The sequence below is a fragment of the Streptomyces sp. NBC_00209 genome, assembly GCF_045206345.1.
In the GTDB taxonomy this organism is placed as follows: Bacteria; Actinomycetota; Actinomycetes; order Streptomycetales; family Streptomycetaceae; genus Streptomyces.
The window spans coordinates 6,357,488-6,375,417 of record NZ_CP108121.1 but is presented as its reverse complement, the minus strand read 5'-3'; the positions used below and the strand labels follow the sequence as shown (position 1 = coordinate 6,375,417).

Sequence of the window (17,930 nt, the reverse complement as noted above, 5' to 3'; positions counted from 1 at the left end):
GGTCAGCCCGACTTCGGCGGCCGTCCGGCGTCGAAGGCGAAGACGGTGTTCCGGGCGGCCGCCACGATCACCACGCGTCCGGCGACGGTCACGCGGGGGCTCTCGCCCTCCTGGCCGGTGAGCCCGTCGGCCCTCGGGTCCGTCGCCCACAGCACCGTGCCGTCGGACGGGGAGAGGGCGACCACCCGGCCGGTGGCGGAGCTGAAGAGCAGGGCGCCGTCCCCGGCCACGGGGCCCGACGCGCCCTCCACACTGGTCTGCCGGGACCACTTCTTCCGGCCGGTGGCGGGGTCGAACGCGGTGACGCGGCCGGTCTGCCCGCTCAGGTACACGGTGGAGCCCGCCATGCCGGGCGTGCCCCCGTACGTGGTGTCCAGCGGGGTGCTCGTGACCTTGCCGGAGACCGGGTCGACCCGGGTCACCGCGTCGTAGCCGGTGAGCGCCGTTCCCTCGGTGTGCTCCCGGAGCAGGACGAGCCGGCCGCCGGCCGCGCCCACGGGAACGCCGGGCCCGTCCAGCGCGATGGCCCGGCCCCAGCTCCCCTTGGCCGGGTCCAGCGTGTGGACGACCGGGCGCCGTACGGACAGGGCCTGGATCTCCGCGTCCGTCACGCACATGGCCAGCAGCGCGTCGCCCGCCAGGACGGGGGCGCACCGGGAGCCTCCGGGAAAGGGTGCCGTCCAGATCAGCTCGCCGCTGTGCGCGTCCCGGGCCTCGAAGGCGTCGTCCGAGGCGTCGACGGTGATCACGGTGGAGCCGGTCACCACGGCGTCCTGGGTCCGGCCCGTGACGGCCGTCGACTGGGCGCCGGAGACCGTGGACCACAGCTCCTTGCCGCTGTCGGCGTCGACGGCCACCACCTCGTCGCCCCGCGCCTCGGGGTCGTTCTGGGCGGCGAACCGGTAACCGATCACGGTGTCGTCGGTGGCGCCCACCAGGTGCATGCCCTGGACGGGGACGCCCGGGCTCTTCGCCGTCCAGGCGCGCGAGCCGTCCCGCAGGTCGATCCGGGTGGCGACGACGCCGCCGCCCCCGCAGAACGCCGCCTCGCCGCGCGCGACGCACCGCAGCTCGTCGGGGATGTCCTCCCGCCCGCCGGGCACGGTCACCCGCCAGGGCGTGAAGCCGTCGGGCAGGGTCCCGGCGGGCGCGGCGACCGTGCGGGCCTTGCCGTCGTCCGGCTCCTCGCCGAAGCCGCCCGCCCGGAGGGCGGCCACTCCCCCGCCGATCGCGGCCACGGCGACCGCCGCCGCGAGCACGGGCCGCCAGCGGCCGCGCAGCCCGCGTCCGGCGGGGGAGCCGGTCTCCTCCGGGGCGGGGGCGCTCGGCGCCGCGGTGTCGCGCGTGGCCAGGTGGTGCTGGGTGGCCACGTCCCGGGTGCGACCGGGGGTGCGCCCGGCCGCCGCCGCGGCGCCGGGGTCGGCGGGCAGGTCCCGTAGCAGCTCCAGGAGCTCGTCGGCGGAGGGACGGCCCTCGGGCTCCTTGACCAGGCACGGTTCCACGACGGTGCGCAGCGCCCCCGGCACGGCGTCCAGCGAAGGTTCCTCGTGCACCACCTGGTAGGCCGTGAGGTAGGGGCTGTCCGCGTCGAAGGGGCTGTGGCCCGTGGCCGCGTACACCAGGAGGGTCGCCAGCGAGAAGACGTCGGAGCGCGGTCCGACGCCGCGCGGCGCCTGGAGCTGTTCCGGCGACATGAAGGGCGGGGTCCCGATGACGCGTCCGGTCATCGTCAGGGTCTGCTGGTCGGCGGCGCGCGAGATGCCGAAGTCGATGACGCGCGGCCCTTCGGGGGACAGCACGACGTTCGACGGCTTCAGGTCGCGGTGGACGACCCCGACGCGGTGGATGTCGCGCAGCGCCTCGGCGAGCCCGATGGCCAGGTTGCGCAGTCCGGACCCGTTCAGCGGGCCCTCGGCGGCGATGCGCTCGGCGAGGGTGGGGCCCTCGATGTAGGTGGTCGCCATCCAGGGCTGTTCGGCCTCGGGCGCGGCGTCCACCACGGCGGCGGTGAAGGCGCCGCTGACCCGGCGCGCCGCCGCGACCTCCTGCCGGAAGCGGATGCGGAATTCGCTGTCTCCGGCGAACTGCTGGTGGATCAGCTTGATCGCGACGGGCCTGCCGGAGCTCGTACGGGCCAGGAAGACCGTGCCCATGCCACCTGATCCGAGCCGCGCCTCCAGCGGATAACCGCCGATCTCGGCTGGATCGCCTGCGCGCAGCGACACTCTTCCCGACCTCTCGTCCCCGTGCACCTCTGCCGTCACGGTCCCCGTCTGTGCTGGACACAAACTAGTCGCAGGGTGGTGGGACGGGGCAACGCGGGTGACACGTGCAGGCGGGTGCGTGGTACGGGCCGCCCCGGCCGGGACCGGGGCGGCCCATCAGGTCAGCGCCTCACCGGGTCAGCAGGAGCCGAGGTCCTGCCAGACGCCCCATTCACCGGTGGAGCCGGGCGTCTCGTTCTGGGTCCACCACTTGGCCTTCCAGCTGTGTCCCCCGTACGAGACCGTGTCACCGCCGTTGTAGACGGCGCCGGCGCTCCACGCGGCGGCGGTGCAGCTGCCGGTCGGGGGCGGCGTGGTCGGCGGGGTGGTGGTGGGCGGGGTGACGCCCGCGAACTTCACCGAGAACTTCGCGAAGTCCCAGTCCGCCTGCGGCACGCTGCTGCAGGTGCCGGAGGTCTTGCCGTTGTTGTCGGGCGGGGTGCACTGGCGGTCGCGGTTGAGGGACCAGAAGGTGAAGCGGTCCATGTGGTGGCCGGTGGCGAAGTCCAGGACGGTCTGGAAGTCGGCCTGGGTGAAGTACTCGCCGGTGTCGCTGCGGCCGTTCATGCCGGAGAAGCCCTCGTGGGCGTACGCGGTGGCCTCGTCCCAGCCGAAGGTGGTGCGCAGGATCGCGTTGAAGTTCGTCAGGGCGCTGGTCTGGGCGGCGGCCCCGTTGAAGCCGCCGTCGAACGGCATGATGGAGAAGTTGTTCGGCGTGAGGCCCTGCGCCTTGGCCTCGTTGAGCATCTGCTTGCCGAACCAGCCGGTTCCGTCGGCGGTGCCCGCCGTGGTGACGGAGACGTAGAGGCCGGGGTTGTTCTGCTGGAGGATCTTGGCGGCGCCGATCTCGCGGGCGATGGCGGCCGTGTTCTCGTACTCCGGTTCCTCCAGGTCGAAGTCGATCGCCTTCAGCTGGTACTTGGTGATGACCTGCTGGTACGCGGCGGCGGTGGAGGCCGCGTCGGAACAGGTCTGGCCGAGCTTCGTCCCGCCGTAACCGCCGATGGACACCGACACGTCGCCGCCCTTGGCGCGGATCGCGCTGATGACGGAGGCGACCGCGGTGTCCGAGGAGACCGGCGACGTACCGTCCCAAGTGGGGCTGCAACCGCCCCCGTTGGGGGCCAGGATGAAGGCGAGCTGGAACGCCTTGAGGCCGGAGGCGTCCATGATCGCGCCCGCGTCCGGCGGATTGTTGTCGTGCGGCATCAGATAGGGCGCGGCGGCGTACCACCGGTTGGAGAGCGCGGTGGCGTCGGCGGACGCACCCGATGCCTGCTGTGCGGCGAAGGCCGCGAGTCCTGCGGTGGCCAGGGCGGCGGTGGCCACGCCGGAGAGCAGAGCGCGAAGACGTCTCATGGAGGCTCCTGTCGGGAGAAGGTGCCGCCAAGAATCGGAGGATGACGCATTCACGTCAATGAGTTGGCCTAGACCATTGCGCATTCTTGAAGATCCCGCCGCGCGCCCATAAGCCCTGTGCTCGATATCGGAACACGTTCCGTCCGCATTACGAGTCGCCTCGGCTAGGGTGTCGCGCGTGTCCTTCCCTCTCGCCTTCCGTCATCTCGTGGACGACGCCGCGGTCTTCCCGCCCGGCCTGGCTCCGCTGCCGCGCGCCGTGGCCGAGCACGCCGGACACCTCGCGTCCGGCCACGCCGAGCTCGTCGGTCCGTTCGTGATCGGCGCCGACCGGCTCGCCGAACTGGCCGGACTGGCCGGACCCCGGCTCTTCCCCGGCGGCCTGCGGGTGAGCGTGGTGGCCGGGCCCGCCGCGCTCCCGGCGGGCCCGGCCGCCTTCGCGGGAACCGACCGGCTCGTACCGTCGGCCGTCGAGTTCAAGCCGGACCCCGCCCTGCCGCTCGGGCCCCAGATCGAGGAACTGGCCGCACTCGGCTTCCCCGGGACGGTGTACGTGGAGGTGCCGCGTCCCGGTACGCCGGAGTGGGAGCAGGCTCTCGTACTGGTCGTACGCCACGGCTTCCGGCTGAAGTTCCGCACCGGCGGGACCGAGGCGGCGGCGTTCCCGGCCGAGGAGGAGGTGGCGGCGTGGATCCACGGGGCCGTCGCCGCCGGGGCCGCCTTCAAGTGCACGGCCGGGCTGCACCACGCGGTCCGGCACACCGCCGCCGCCACCGGTTTCGAGCACCACGGCTACCTCAACGTGCTCCTGGCGACGGCCCGGGCCCGCGCCGGAGCCTCCGCGTCCGGTGTCCGCGCGGCCCTCGCCGAGCGCGACCCGGAGGCGCTGGCCCGTGCCGTGTCCGCGCTCCCGGCCGCCGAGGCCGCCGCCGCGCGGGAGGCGTTCGTCTCGTACGGGTCGTGCAGCGTGCTCGAACCGCTGGAAGACCTGACCGGCCTGGGCCTGCTCGGCCCCGCCACCATCCGACCACCCGTCACCGAAGGGCCCCACGTATGACCACCCACCCCGTCAGCTGGGCCGAGGCCGCGTCCGGCAGCGCGTACGACGTCGACAACCTCCCGTACGCCGTCTTCTCGACCGCGGACACCGCCCCGCGCGTCGGCGTCCGCATCGGCGACCACGTCCTGGACCTGGGCGCCGCCGCCACCGGTCTTCGCCCCGACTGGGCGCCGCTGCTCGACGCGCCCGCGCTCAACCCGCTGATGGCCGCGGGCGCGGCGGTGTGGGCGGAGGTCCGGGCCTGGGCGACCGGGCTGCTCACCGACACCGCGTACCGCGACCGCGTCCGCCTGGTGCCGCTGGCCGATGTCACGCTGCGTCTGCCGTTCGAGGTCGGGGACTACGTCGACTACTACGCGTCCGTGGACCACGCGACGAACGTCGGGCGGATCTTCCGGCCCGACGGGGACGCCCTGATGCCCAACTGGCGCCATCTGCCGGTCGCGTACCACGGCCGCGCGGGCTCCATCATCGTCTCGGGCACCCCCGTGCACCGCCCCGCCGGACAGCGCAAGGCCCCCGCCGACCCCGCGCCCTCCTTCGGCCCGTCGCTGCGCCTGGACATCGAGGCCGAACTCGGCTTCGTCGTCGGGCGCACCGTCCCGCTCGGGCAGCGCGTCGCCACCTCCGAGTTCGCCGAGACCGTGTTCGGCGTGACCGGCGTCAACGACTGGTCCTCGCGCGACATCCAGGCGTGGGAGTACGTCCCGCTGGGCCCCAACCTCGGCAAGTCCTTCGCCACCAGCATCAGTGCCTGGGTCACCCCGCTCGCCGCGCTGGAGCACGCCCGCACCGAGCTGCCCGGCCAGGAGCCCGCCGTACTGCCGTACCTGCGCGAGGAAGGCCCGTCGGGCTACGACATCGACGTGGAGGTCGAGGTCAACGGCACGGTGGTGGCACGCCCGCCGTACGCGTCCATGTACTGGTCGCCCGCGCAGATGCTGGCCCACCTCACCGTGAACGGCGCCTCCCTGCGCGTCGGCGACTTCTACGCGTCGGGCACCATCTCGGGCCCCGGGAAGCACCAGCGCGGCTCCTTCCTCGAACTGTCCTGGGGCGGCAAGGAGACCTGGACCGCGGGCGGCGAGGAGCGCACGTTCCTCCAGGACGGCGACGAGGTCGTCCTGCGCTACTCGGCGCCGGGGGCGCGGGGGCGCATCGGCCTGGGCGAGGTCCGTGGCAGGATCCTCCCCACCATCCGGCCGCTCCCCGAAGAGGTGGAATGACACCGCCGAACGACTCCGAGAGCGGCGGCTCGCAGACCCTGGAACGCGGACTCGCCCTCCTGGTCGAACTGAGCCGCCACCCGGAGGGGCTGACTACCAGCCAGGTGTCGGCCGCGACGGGGTTCCACCGCTCCATCGCGCACCGCCTGCTCGTCTCGCTCCACCGGACGGGGTTCGCCGCGCGCGACGACAGCGGCCGCTACACCGTGGGCCCGGCCGTGACCGGGCTCCTCGGCGGCACCGGCCCCAGCCTGCGGAGCGTCGCCGAGCCCGTCCTGCACCGCCTCGCCCGCCGCCTGGACGCCACCGCGAGCCTGGTCGAGGCCGTCGGCACGGCCGCCGTCACCACGGTGGTGGCCGAACCGCCGACGGACGGCCCCCTGTTCTGGTACCGCAAGGGCAGCCGCGACCCCCTGGACCACGGCTCCGGCGGACTGGCCGCCCTGGCCTCCGGTCCCCCGCGCACCACCGAACCGCCCCGCGTCCAGGCGATCCGCGAGACCGGCTACGTCATCACCCACAGCGAGGTCAACATCGGCGCCCACGGCATCGCGGCCCCCCTGCCGGGCTGGCCGGTCCGGGCCGCGATCAACGTGGTCACCTCCGACCCCGACCTCGCCGACCGGGCCGTCCCGCACGTCGTGGAGGCCGCCGCCGCGATCGGCACGCTGGGCGATCACCTGGGCGCGGGGTGACGGGCGGGACCCTCGGGCGTCGCGGGGGTGATCACCTCGGCGGACGTCGCTCGCGACCTGCACATTCTCTATGATTGACGCCATGGGGAACGCGATTCGACAGGATGTGCTGGCCGAGCGGGTCTACGAGGACATCAAGGCGATGGTGATGGACCACGGCATCGCCCCGGGTGCCCGGGTGGGGATCGACGCGCTGGCCCGCCGGCTCGACGTGTCGGCCACCCCCGTGCGCGAGGCGCTGGCGCGGCTCGAATCGGACGGCCTCGTGGTGAAGCGGCCGAACGCCGGATACCGGGCGACCGATCTGCTCGACCCGGACGGTCTGCGCGATCTGTTCGAGATGCGGCTGCTCCTGGAGCCGAAGGCGGCCTCGCTCGCGGCGGAGAACGCCGACGGGGCGGACCTCCAGCGGCTCCGGGACATCGTGGAGCGGATGCGCAGCCACCCCGAGACCGGCGAGAGCTACGCGGTCTACCACCGGTTCGCCCTGCTTGACCAGGAGTTCCACGACACGCTGGCCGCGTCGGCGGGCCGCCCGCTGCTCGCCGACGCGGTGAACCGCCTCCACTCCCATCTGCATCTGTTCCGCCTGACCAGTGCTCCGGGCGCGGCCGGCACGACGATCGAGGAACACGAGCGGATCGTGGACGCGGTGGCCCGGCGCAACCCGGAGCAGGCCGCCGAGGCGATGACGACGCACCTGCGCTCCAGTCGCGTACGGCACCGCACCGGCACGCCCCGGCAGGACGAGAAGCAGGGGCGGGCCCGGCCTTGACCGGCAGGGCCCGCCCGGTTCGTCACTGCGGGCGCAGCCGCAGTCCCTGCATGCCGCCGTCCACCGCGAGATCCGTGCCGGTGGTGGCGCCCGACCGGGGGCTCGCCAGGTAGGCGACGGCGTGGGCGACTTCGGCGGCGCTGACCAGGCGGCCGCTCGGCTGGCGGGCGGCCAGGGCTGCGCGCTCCGCGTCCGGGTCGTCCGCCGCGTCCAGGAGGCGCGCGACCCAGGGGGTGTCCGCCGTGCCGGGGTTCACGCAGGTGACGCGGATGCCCTCGCGCAGGTGGTCGGCGGCCATGGCCCGGGTCAGGGCCAGGACGGCGCCCTTACTGGCCGAGTACAGGGCCCGCTGCGGCAGTCCGGCCGTGGCCGCGATCGAGCACATGTTGACGACCGCCGCGTGGCCCTGCCCGTCCGCGGCTGCCTCGCGGAGTGCGGGGAGGGCCGCCGCCGTGACCCGGGCGATGCCGACGACGTTGACGTCGAGCACCCGGTGCCACTCCTCGGGGGTGTTGTCCTCGACGGTGCCCTGTGCTCCCATCCCGGCGTTGTTGACCAGGACGTTCACGCCGCCGAGGCGGGCGGTGACCTCGTCGAGGGCCGCGCGGACGGCGTCGTCGTCCGTCACGTCGCAGCGCACGTGCAGGAACGGCTCGTCCGCCGCGGCCCGGTCGAGCACGGCCACCCGCGCGCCGCGCGCGTGCAGTTCCCGGGCGGTGGCCAGGCCGATTCCGGACGCGCCGCCGGTCACGACCGCGACGAGGCCGGCGAACTCGGGTGCGGTCATCGGGTTCATCTCCTGTGTCTCCTCTGTCATCGGGAGCCCTCCGCCGCCATGGTCTGGCGCTGCCTGCCGAGCCCTTCGGCCTCCAGTTCCACGACGTCACCCGCGGCCAGGTAGGGGAAGCGGCCGGAGAGGGCGACGCCCTCGGGAGTGCCGGTCAGGACGAGGTCGCCGGGCTCCAGAGTCATGAACCGGCTGAGGCGGTACAGGATTTCGGGCACCGAGAAGATCATGTCGGCGGTGCTGGAGTCCTGCCTCGCCGCCCCGTTGACGCGGCTGCGCAGCCGCACCGCCGCCGGGTCGAGCGCGTCGCCGGTGACCAGCCAGGGCCCGACGGGGGTGAACGTCGGCGCGCACTTGCCCTTGGACCACTGGCCGCCCGAGGTGTGCAGTTGCAGTTCGCGCTCGGAGACGTCGTTGACGAGGACGTACCCGGCGATGTGGGACGCGGCGTCGGCGGGCGATTCGAGGTAGCTCGTACGCCGCCCGACGACCACGCCGAGCTCGGCCTCCCAGTCCGTCATGGTGCTGCCGCGCGGGATGGTGACCGGGTCGTCCGGGCCGACCACGGTGTTGGGGTGTTTGAGGAACACCACGGGTTCGGTGGGCGGTTCGGCGCCGGACTCGGCCGCGTGCCTGGCGTAGTTCATGCCCACGCAGACGACGGCGGTGGGCCGGGTGAGGGGCGGGCCGTGGCGCAGCCCGCGGGCGTCCGGGAGTTCGGGCAGCGCGGTCACGTCGAGCGCGGGCAGGCCGTGCTCCAGGAAACCCGGCGTGATGTCCGGGGTCACTCCGCGCAGATCGAGGACGCGGTCGCCGTCGAGGACGACGGGGATCTCCTGGCCCTGGGGGCCGAGGCGGGCGATACGCATGGTGCCTTCCTGAGAATGTGCGGGTGTGGGTGCGAGGGCCGGTTCAGCGGTAGGTGCCGGTCGATGCGCGCAGTTCGGCGACGGTGGTGGCGGCGAGGTCGCGCCCCCGGGTCTCGGGGCCGAGCGCCACCGCGACGCCTCCGATCAGGCACGCGGCGATGACGAAGAGCGCGACGCCCCAGGAACGGTCCCCCGCCGCGGCGACGAGGCCGATGGCGATGAGCGGGGTGAGCCCGCCGGTGACCGCGCCGGCGGCCTCCCGGTACAGGGCGAGGCCGGTGAACCGGGAACGGGCGGTGAACAGCTCGCTGTAGTAGGCGGCTTGCGGGGCGAACATGCAGCCCACCCCGATGCCCATGCTCGCCACGACCACGAGGGTGACGGCGAGCGAGCTGTGGGTGTGGTCGATGACCCAGAAGTACGGGAAGACGAAGGCGGCGGAGAAGACGATGCCCGCCAGGGCCACCGGCTTGCGGCCGACGCGGTCGGTGAGATGCCCGAACAGGACGAGGGTCACGGCGGTCACCGCGGTGCCGACGGTGACCGCCAGCGGACCGGTCGAGCTGGACATCTTGAGCGTGTCGGTGAGGTAGGCGGCCAGGAACGTCAGGTTCAGGTAGGCCACGACGTTCTGGGCGGTCTGGAGGCCGAAGACGACCAGGCCGGCCTTCCACTCGTGGCGTACGACGTCCCGCACCGGCGAGACCTCCGTCGCCTCGGTGCGCTCCTGGGCCGCCTCGAAGGCGGGGCTCTCCGTCAGCCGCAGCCGGATGACGAGCGCCACGCCGATCACGACCACACTCGCGGCGAAGGGTATCCGCCAGCCCCAGGCCAGGAACTGGTCCTCGGGCAGCCGGGTGACCAGCGCGAAGACACCCGAGGCCATGAGGATGCCGATGTAGACGCCGATGCTGGGCGCCGCGCCGAACAGGCCGCGCCTGCGTGGCTCGGAGAACTCCGCGGCGAGCACGGCGGCCCCGCCGTACTCCGCACCCGCGCCGAGCCCCTGGATCGCCCGCAGCACGACCAGCAGGACGGGCGCGAGCACACCGGCCTGATCGTACGTGGGCACGAGCGCCATGCCGACGGTGGAGGCGCCCATCACCAGCAGGGTGAGGACCAGGACACGTTTGCGGCCGAACAGGTCGCCGAGGCGGCCGAAGACGACGCCGCCGAGCGGCCGTACGAAGTAGCCGATGGCGAGCGTGCCGAACGAGGCGAGCAGCGAGGCCGTGGCGTCGAACGACGGAAAGATGATCTTGTTGAAGACCAGGGCCGCGGCGGTGCCGTAGAGATAGAAGTCGTACCACTCCAGGGCCGATCCGACGAGTGAGGCCAGCAGGACGCGTCGGCGGTGTGCGGCGACGGCCCGGTCGGGCTTGGCCGGGGTGAGGGTGGACATCGTCGTCCTCCGGGTGTGCTGGGACAGCGGGACGGGGGCGGTGACGTGCGGGTGGGGCGGGTCGGTCAGGCGGTCAGGCGACGCGCCGGTCGTCGATCGCGTCGGCGTCCCAGGCGATGCCGAGGCCGGGCTCGGACGGGGCGTGGGCGAGGCCGCCCTCGATCCGCAGCCCGTGCGTCGTGACGGCGCGCAGCTGCGGGATGTACTCGACATAGCGGGCGTTGGGCACGGCGGCGGTGAGGCTGACGTGGATCTCCATCAGGAAGTGCGGGCAGACCTCGACGTTGAACGCCTCCGCGAGGTGGGCGACCTTGAGCCACGGCGTGATGCCACCGATCCGGGCCACGTCGGGCTGCACGATTCCGGCCGCGCCGCGCTGCAGGTACTCGCGGAAGTGGCCCAGCGAGTACATCGACTCGCCGACGGCCACCGGGACGGACGTCGAGGCGGCGAGCCGTTCGTGCCCCGCCACGTCGTCGGCGGGCAGCGGCTCCTCCAGCCAGCCGATGTCGTACGGCTCCAGCAGGGCGGCGCGGCGCACGGCCTCGGCGCCGGTGAACGCCTGGTTGGCGTCGACCATGATGTCCAGGCCGGGGCCGACCGCCTCGCGCACGGCCCGGATCCGGGCGGCGTCCTCGCCCGGGCTCGGCTTGCCGACCTTGATCTTGACGCCGGAGAAGCCCTGCCGCTGGGCCTCGCGGGCACCGGCGACCAGTTCGTCCTCACCGAGCTGGAGCCAGCCGCGCTCGGTGTCGTACACCGGCACCACCGGCCGGGCGCCGCCGGCCACGCGCCACAGCGGCTCGCCCGCCCGCAGGCAGCGCAGGTCCCACAGGGCGAGGTCCACGGCGGCGAGGCCGAGCGCGGTGAGCGCGCCGACCATCGTGGCGCGCGTGCTGTCGTACATCGCCCGCCAGGCCCCCTCGATCTCCCGGGAGTCGTGGCCGGCGAGCGCGGGCAGCAGATGGTCGCGCAGCATCGCGAGCACGGCCCGTCCTCCGGTGCCGATGGTGTACGCGTAGCCGGTGCCGGTCAGGCCCTCGTCCGTCGTCACCTCCACGAAGAGCGTCTCCTGCTTGAGGAACGCCTGAGTCGCGTCGGTGCGTACGGTCTCGACTTCGATGTCGACGAGGTACGCCTCCGCCTTGATCACTTTTGCCATTGCTGCTCCGAGCCTTGTACGTGGATGGGTTGAAGTCGTCGCGATGTGCGGGGTGTCCGCCGTGCGGGACGTGTCAGGGGCGTGCGCCGTCGAGTGCGGCGACGAGCGCCAGGACGGTCCGGCACATGGGCACCGCGATCCCCCGCGCCGCCGCCCTGCGGACGACGGCCCCGAGGAGACCGTCGTGTTCCATGGGCCGGCCGGCGAGACGGTCGGCGAGCATCGAGGAGCCGGCCCCGGGCGGGCGGGCGTCGATCCAGGCCAGGACGTCGGCGGCGACGCCCTCGGGAAGCCGGGCCCCCTCGGCCCGGCCCACCTCGGCGACCTCGCCGAGCATCGCGGCCGCCACGGCCCGTACGGCCGGGTCACCGAAGACCTCGACGCGGCGGGCGGTGAGCGCGGTGACGGGGTTGGCGACGGCGTTGGCCATGAGCTTGCGCCAGGCCGCGGTGGTGAAGTCGGCGACCTGCTCCACGCCGAGCCCGGTCCCGTCGAGCAACGGGCGTGCCCTGCGCCCCGGTTCGTCGTCACCGATGACGAGCCCAGCCCCCTCGCCGCGCACCGAGACCCGGTTCCCGCCGAGGCGCTCCGCGTTGAAGTGGACGAGCGCCGGGACCACTTGCTCCGGTGCGGCGTACGGGGCCGCCTGCTCGCGGTGGTCGATCCCGTTCTGCGCGACGACCACCACCGTCCTGCTCCCGACGAGCCGTTCCAGCCAGGCGCGGGCCGCGTCCGCCTGATGCAGCTTGGTCGCCACGAGGACCCAGGGGGCCGGGCGCGCCCGCGCCGGGTCGTCCTGCCAGTGGACGCCGGCCGTGCGGGTGCTGCGGTCGCCGGTCAGCTCGATGTCGCGGACGGGCGTCGAGCCGGGCCGCCCGCACAGCGTGACGGGATGCCCCCGCAGGGCGAGCCGGCCCGCCAGCGCGAGGCCGACGGCTCCGGGGCCCACGACGGCGACCGGATCGGCTCCGGCGACCACATACTCAGGCACGCGCACACCCTCTGACTTCATATAGGAATCTGGGTTGAATTGCAGAATGCTATAGGTTTCTCGTGAATACAACCCTCCCTCTCGCATCCATCTCCGGGAACGGGAAAGGGCCGGCACCGGCTTCTTCCGAAGCCCGCACCGGCCCGTCGCGGCCGCCCGCCTCCCGCTCGCCGGGCGCCCGCCCGTCAGCAGCCGACCGGCGAGGAGCCGACCGCCACGTCGTCGAACCACAGGGTGTCGTCGCCGACCCCGTAGCTCTCCCAGCCCAGCCGCAGGGCGGTGGGCCGGGGCGGGGTGGTCCGCGAGAGCCACTGGTCGTCCACGTCGCGCGTGGGGACGCCGTCGGCGTGCAGACCGGGCACCTGCTCGTCGCCCAGCCAGGTGTCGAGCCCCGGGGCCGAGGTGTCGACCGCGAACCGCAGGCACTGCCAGCTGCCCGTCGGCAGGGGCCTGCTCAGCCCCACCCCGGTCGGGCTCTGCGCCGGGAGCGTCGCGTCGTCGGCCTCCCGGTTCCACTGGAGCGCCCCGTTCTGCCCGCCGATCCGCAGGGCCTTGCCGCCCTGGGAGCTGTCGGGCATCGACACGAAGGCGACGTGCGCCGCCGGGAGCGCCGTGGTGTGCCGCACCCACATGCGCGCGTACAGCACGGGACCCACCGTGGACAGGTCCGCGGTGGAGGCCACGAAGGCGTGGTTGCAGTACCCCGCCTTCCCGTCCAGCCGCAGCGACCGGGTGCCGCTGTGCGCGGTCTCCGTGTCCACGGCGGCCGTGCCGGTGCCCTGGCAGTCGGGCGCGGTGAACTGCCAGTTCCCGGCGGGAGCCGGACCGGCCTGGTCCTCGAAGTCGTCGCAGACGACCGCGTCACCGCACTCGGCGGAGGGCGGCGTGGTGGGCGGCGGAGTCGTGGGAGGCGGCGTGGTCGGGGGCGTGGTGACGTCGCCGCCGCACGAGACTCCGTTGAGGGCGAAGTCGGTGGGCGCCGGGCCGCCCGACCGCGAGGTCCCCTGCACGCCGAAGGAGACGGTGCCGCCTTCGGCCACCGCTCCGTTCCAGGCCGTGCCGACGGCGGTCACGGCGTGGCCGGTCTGCGTGACGGTGCCGTTCCAGCCGGAGGTGACCTGCTGGTCCCCTTCGTACGTCCAGGTCAGCCGCCAGTCGCTGAGCGCCGGGCCCTCGTTGGTGACGCGCACGTCGGCGGTGAAGCCTCCGGTCCACTCGTTGGCGGTGTAGTCGATCTGGCACCCGGGTGCGGACTCCGCCGCCGCGGCCGGTCCCCCGGCGGGCATGGCGACGAACAACGACAGGGCCAGCGCCGCGACGGAACCGACCGCCGTCCAGGGTCTGCGCGGTAAGCGGCGGGGGTGGCTGGTCATGTGCGCCTCCTCAGGCGTGGGGAAGTATGTGGGAGCGCTCCCATGTATGACAGCGACTTGACGGCGCACTGTCAATACGGCGGTGCACGGAGACTTTTGAGATCCCGAAAGTTTCGCCGCACGACCTCCCGCGGCATTGCATCATCAGCCTCGTCCACCTCCGCGAGCTCCCGAGGCAGGACACCCCATGCCCGCTGACGTGCGTTGATGCCGCTCAGGCCGGACGCCACCCCGGCCCGACGCTTTCGAAACTCTTGCCGAAACCATTGACAGCCACTCACGAGGCCCAAAAACTCCGTGCTCAGGCCCGGCCGTGCCGCCCGTGCGGCCGGAACTCCCCTCACCTGGAGGACAGTTCATGCGTCTCCGCTTCCACCGCCGCCCGGCCGCCCTGGCGGCGGGGCTCGTGCTCGCCGCGGCGAGTCCCCTGGGTCTGGCCGCCACGGCCGCCGCCCCGGCCCAGGCCGCCGCCTGCACCGGCTACGTGGGCCTGACCTTTGACGACGGCCCGTCCAACGACCACACCCCCGCCCTGCTCAACGCGCTCAAGCAGAACGGCCTGCGGGCCACCATGTTCAACGAGGGCCAGTTCGCCGCCTCGTACCCGGCGCGGGTGAAGGCCCAGATCGACGCGGGCATGTGGGTCGGCAACCACAGCTACACCCACCCCCACCTCACCCAGCAGAGCCGGGCCCAGATCGACTCGGAGCTCTCCCGGACCCAGCAGGCCATCGCGGCCACGGGCGGCGGCACTCCGAAGCTCTTCCGGCCGCCGTACGGGGAGACCAACGCGACGCTCAAGGCCGTCGAGGCCACGTACGGGCTCACGGAGGTGATCTGGGACGTCGACTCGCAGGACTGGAACGGGGCGAGCACCGACGCGATCGTCCAGGCCGTGTCGCGCCTCTCCGACGGCCAGGTCATCCTGATGCACGAGTGGCCCGCCAACACCCTGGCCGCCATCCCGCGCATCGCCCAGTCGCTCGCCTCCCGGGGCCTGTGCTCGGGCATGATCTCGCCGCAGACCGGGCGCGCCGTCGCCCCCGACGGCAGCAGCGGCGGAGGCGGCGGGAACACCGGCGGCTGCACGGCGACCCTGTCCGCGGGCCAGAGCTGGGGCGACCGCTACAACCTCAACGTCGCGGTCTCCGGCTCCGACAACTGGACCGTGACGATGAACGTCCCGTCCCCGGAGAAGGTCCTCTCCACCTGGAACATCAGCGCCGGTTATCCCAGCGCCCAGGTGCTGACCGCCAAGCCCAACGGCAGCGGCAACAACTTCGGCGTCACCATCCAGTCCAACGGCAGTTGGACCTGGCCGACGGTCTCCTGCGCCACGGGCTGACCCCTCGCCCCCATGGTGAAGCGCCCCGCGCCCGAGTGCGGGGCGCTTTGCCCTGCCCTCGGAGCGGCGTGAGCTACCGGAAACCAGTCGTTCACGCCGCCGTGGACTCCGGTGAAACAACCGCTTCCTAGCGTCTCCGCCCATGGATGCGACGCTGGATACGACGCTGTATACGCCCCCGGACACAGCGCGGGACGCGGAGCCCGCGCCCTCGCTCCGCGAGACGGTGTACGGACAGCTGCGCGCGGCCGTGCTCGACGGCGAGTTCGGGCCGCGCGAGCGACTGGCCGAGACGCGGCTCGCCGCACGCTTCCGCGTTTCGCGGACCCCGGTGCGCGAGGCCCTGGCGCGCCTGCTCGCGGACGGCCTGATCGAGCGCGGCGACGGCGGCTTCTTCGTCACGATCCCCAACCTGACCCAGCTGCGCGACCTCTACGAACTCCGGGTCACCCTGGAACTGCGCGGCATCGCCCGGGCGCTCGACGACCCGTCCGTACGTCATGATCCGGCCGTCCTCAAGGGCGAGTTGGACCGCTGGTACGCCATGCGCGAGCGGCCCCCGGACCCCGATCCCCGCTTCGTCGTCCAGGACGAGCGCTTCCACGCCGAGCTCTCCCGCGCCTCCGGGAACCCCGCCCTGACGGATGCCCTCGTGGCCGTCGGCGAGCGCATCCGCCGGGTCCGGATGTACGACTTCCTCACCCCGGACCGGGTCGGGACGACCATCACCGAGCACATCGCGATCATGGAGGCGGTCCGCGACGGACGCCTCGCCGACGGCCACCGCGCCCTGCACGCCCATGTCGGCGACTCCATGGCCGTCGTGCTCGAACGGGCCCAGCGCGCCATGACGCAGATGGCCCTGCACGCCGACCGCCTCTGAAACCCCGGCGGCCGACGACGTCCGCCCCGTCCTCAGCACGGCCTTCCCTCCGTACACCGCTCCCCGAAGGGCTGCCCATGAGTACGACCGAGTCACGTGCGACGTCCACACCACCGACCGCCGCCGAGAGCCGGGCCGCGAGCGAAACGCTGGAGGACTACACCCTCCGCTTCGCGCCCCGCAGTTACCGCCGCTGGACCCCCGCGGTCGTGGCCACCACCGCCCTGGGCGGCATCGCCTACATGGCCGACTTCTCGATCGGCGCGGGCATCGGCCTGGCCCACGGCACCGGCAACGCGCTCCTGGCCATCGCGGTCGCCGGCGTCGTCATCTTCGTCACCGGCTTCCCGCTCGCCTACTACGGCGCCCGGTACAACCTGGACCTGGACCTGATCACCCGCGGCTCCGGCTTCGGCTACTACGGTTCGGTCCTCACGAGTGTCATCTTCGCCAGCTTCACCTTCATCTTCTTCGCCCTCGAAGGCTCGATCATGGCGCAGGGCCTGAAACTGGGCCTCGGACTGCCGCTCTGGCTCGGCTATCTCGTCTCGACGCTGATGGTCATTCCGCTGGTGATCTACGGAATGTCGGCGCTCAGCAAGCTCCAGGTGTGGACGACGCCGGTCTGGCTGCTGCTCATGGTCGGCCCGCTGGTCTATCTGGTCGCCACCGACCCCGGCACGGTCGACCGGTTCCTCTCGTACGCCGGAACCGACGGCAGGGGCGGCATCGACACCGCGTCCGTGCTCCTCGGTGCCGGGGTGTGCCTCTCGCTCATCGCGCAGATCGGCGAGCAGATCGACTACCTGCGCTTCATGCCGCCGAAGACCGAGGCGAACAAGCGCACCTGGTGGACCGCCGTGGTCATGGCCGGCCCCGGATGGGTGGTGCTCGGCGCGCTCAAGCAGGCCATCGGTGTGTTCCTCGCCGTCTACATCATCGCGAAGGTCGGGGCCGACGCCGCTCCCGAGCCGATCCAGCAGTTCCGGGGCGCCTTCGACGCGATGATGCCGTCCTGGCTGGTCGTCCCGCTCGCCGTGGTCCTGGTGGTCATCAGCCAGATCAAGATCAACGTCACCAACGCCTACTCCGGCTCGCTCGCCTGGACCAACTCCTTCACCCGGGTCACGAAGCACTACCCCGGCCGGCTGGTGTTCGTCCTGGTCAACCTCGGCTTCGCGCTCGCGCTGATGGAGGCCGACATGTTCAGCTTCCTCAACGACATCCTCGGCTTCTACTCCAACTGCGCCATCGCCTGGATCGTCACCGTCGCCACCGACATAGGCGTCAACAAGTACCTCCTGCGCATCTCGCCGCTCCGGCCGGAGTTCCGCCGGGGCATGCTGTACGCCGTCAACCCCGTCGGCGTGGTGGCCTTCACCGCCGCCTCCGGCCTGTCGATCGCGATGTACTTCCACGCCCTGGGTGACACCCTCCAGCCGTACTCCCCCGTCGCCGCCGCCGTCATCGCCTTCGTGCTGACGCCCCTGGTCGCGTACGTCACCAAGGGCCGCTACTACCTGCGCCGCACCGACGACGGCCTGGACGAGCCGATGCTCGACGCGGACGGCAACCCGAGCGCGGTGACCTACGACTGCCACGTCTGCCACCAGTCGTACGAACGCCCCGACCTCGCCGCCTGCGCCACCCATGACGCGGTCGTCTGCTCGCTCTGCCTGAGCACCGACGGCGTGGGTGACCACGTGCTGCCCGCACAGCCGCGCCTCGCCTGAACCCCG

At 72.9% G+C, this 17,930-nt stretch carries 15 protein-coding genes; 7 read left to right on the top strand and 8 right to left on the bottom strand.

The window, feature by feature from the left end; translation table 11 throughout:
- Positions 1–2: 2 nt before the first annotated feature.
- Both OG867_RS28955 and OG867_RS28950 read right to left on the bottom strand, forming a co-directional pair.
- The gene (locus OG867_RS28955) at positions 3–2,225 is read right to left on the bottom strand and encodes a protein kinase domain-containing protein (RefSeq protein WP_406289802.1); all 2,223 of its coding nucleotides are present in this window, start codon (positions 2,223–2,225) and stop codon (positions 3–5) included.
- Positions 2,226–2,402: 177 nt separating this feature from the next.
- Positions 2,403–3,623 carry a chitinase gene (locus tag OG867_RS28950; protein ID WP_406289800.1) on the bottom strand — a complete coding sequence of 407 codons (1,221 nt, stop codon included), beginning with the start codon at positions 3,621–3,623 and terminating at the stop codon, positions 2,403–2,405.
- Between the two features lie 178 nt (positions 3,624–3,801).
- Between OG867_RS28950 and OG867_RS28945 the strand changes: the two genes are divergently transcribed.
- From OG867_RS28945 to OG867_RS28930, 4 genes are all read left to right on the top strand, one after another.
- On the top strand, positions 3,802–4,680 hold the full coding sequence (locus OG867_RS28945; RefSeq protein ID WP_406289797.1) for a hypothetical protein: 879 nt from the start codon (positions 3,802–3,804) through the stop codon (positions 4,678–4,680).
- Positions 4,677–5,909, top strand: a complete 1,233-nt coding sequence (gene fahA / locus OG867_RS28940; protein ID WP_328899011.1) for a fumarylacetoacetase — start codon at positions 4,677–4,679, stop codon at positions 5,907–5,909. The genes OG867_RS28945 and fahA overlap by 4 nt, the downstream gene beginning before the upstream one ends.
- Positions 5,906–6,604, top strand: a complete 699-nt coding sequence (locus OG867_RS28935) for a helix-turn-helix domain-containing protein (RefSeq protein WP_328899012.1) — start codon at positions 5,906–5,908, stop codon at positions 6,602–6,604. Before fahA ends, OG867_RS28935 begins: the two co-directional genes overlap by 4 nt.
- An 82-nt stretch (positions 6,605–6,686) precedes the next feature.
- The gene (locus OG867_RS28930) at positions 6,687–7,379 is read left to right on the top strand and encodes a GntR family transcriptional regulator (RefSeq protein WP_406289793.1); all 693 of its coding nucleotides are present in this window, start codon (positions 6,687–6,689) and stop codon (positions 7,377–7,379) included.
- A 22-nt stretch (positions 7,380–7,401) separates the two neighbouring features.
- Here OG867_RS28930 and OG867_RS28925 read toward each other — a convergent pair whose 3' ends face one another.
- The 6 genes from OG867_RS28925 to OG867_RS28900 form a co-directional block, all read right to left on the bottom strand.
- Positions 7,402–8,196 carry an SDR family NAD(P)-dependent oxidoreductase gene (locus OG867_RS28925; RefSeq protein ID WP_406289791.1) on the bottom strand — a complete coding sequence of 265 codons (795 nt, stop codon included), beginning with the start codon at positions 8,194–8,196 and terminating at the stop codon, positions 7,402–7,404.
- Positions 8,193–9,035, bottom strand: coding sequence for a fumarylacetoacetate hydrolase family protein (locus OG867_RS28920; protein WP_406289789.1), 843 nt, complete (start codon positions 9,033–9,035; stop codon positions 8,193–8,195). Before OG867_RS28920 ends, OG867_RS28925 begins: the two co-directional genes overlap by 4 nt.
- Positions 9,036–9,078: 43 nt before the next feature.
- Complete coding sequence (locus OG867_RS28915) at positions 9,079–10,437, bottom strand: MFS transporter (protein ID WP_406289786.1); 1,359 nt, start codon at positions 10,435–10,437, stop codon at positions 9,079–9,081.
- Between the two features lie 73 nt (positions 10,438–10,510).
- The gene (locus OG867_RS28910) at positions 10,511–11,599 is read right to left on the bottom strand and encodes a mandelate racemase/muconate lactonizing enzyme family protein (RefSeq protein WP_406289784.1); all 1,089 of its coding nucleotides are present in this window, start codon (positions 11,597–11,599) and stop codon (positions 10,511–10,513) included.
- A 73-nt stretch (positions 11,600–11,672) separates the two neighbouring features.
- The gene (locus OG867_RS28905) at positions 11,673–12,590 is read right to left on the bottom strand and encodes a 2-dehydropantoate 2-reductase (RefSeq protein ID WP_406289781.1); all 918 of its coding nucleotides are present in this window, start codon (positions 12,588–12,590) and stop codon (positions 11,673–11,675) included.
- Between the two features lie 185 nt (positions 12,591–12,775).
- Positions 12,776–13,963 carry a cellulose-binding domain-containing protein gene (locus OG867_RS28900; protein WP_406289779.1) on the bottom strand — a complete coding sequence of 396 codons (1,188 nt, stop codon included), beginning with the start codon at positions 13,961–13,963 and terminating at the stop codon, positions 12,776–12,778.
- Between the two features lie 358 nt (positions 13,964–14,321).
- Between OG867_RS28900 and OG867_RS28895 the strand changes: the two genes are divergently transcribed.
- The 3 genes from OG867_RS28895 to OG867_RS28885 all read left to right on the top strand — a co-directional run bounded on the left by OG867_RS28895 (position 14,322) and on the right by OG867_RS28885 (position 17,924).
- The gene (locus tag OG867_RS28895) at positions 14,322–15,308 is read left to right on the top strand and encodes a polysaccharide deacetylase family protein (RefSeq protein ID WP_406289776.1); all 987 of its coding nucleotides are present in this window, start codon (positions 14,322–14,324) and stop codon (positions 15,306–15,308) included.
- Between the two features lie 142 nt (positions 15,309–15,450).
- Positions 15,451–16,191, top strand: coding sequence for a GntR family transcriptional regulator (locus tag OG867_RS28890; protein WP_406289774.1), 741 nt, complete (start codon positions 15,451–15,453; stop codon positions 16,189–16,191).
- 77 nt (positions 16,192–16,268) lie between these two features.
- Positions 16,269–17,924 carry a purine-cytosine permease family protein gene (locus OG867_RS28885; protein WP_406289772.1) on the top strand — a complete coding sequence of 552 codons (1,656 nt, stop codon included), beginning with the start codon at positions 16,269–16,271 and terminating at the stop codon, positions 17,922–17,924.
- Positions 17,925–17,930 lie beyond the last annotated feature (6 nt).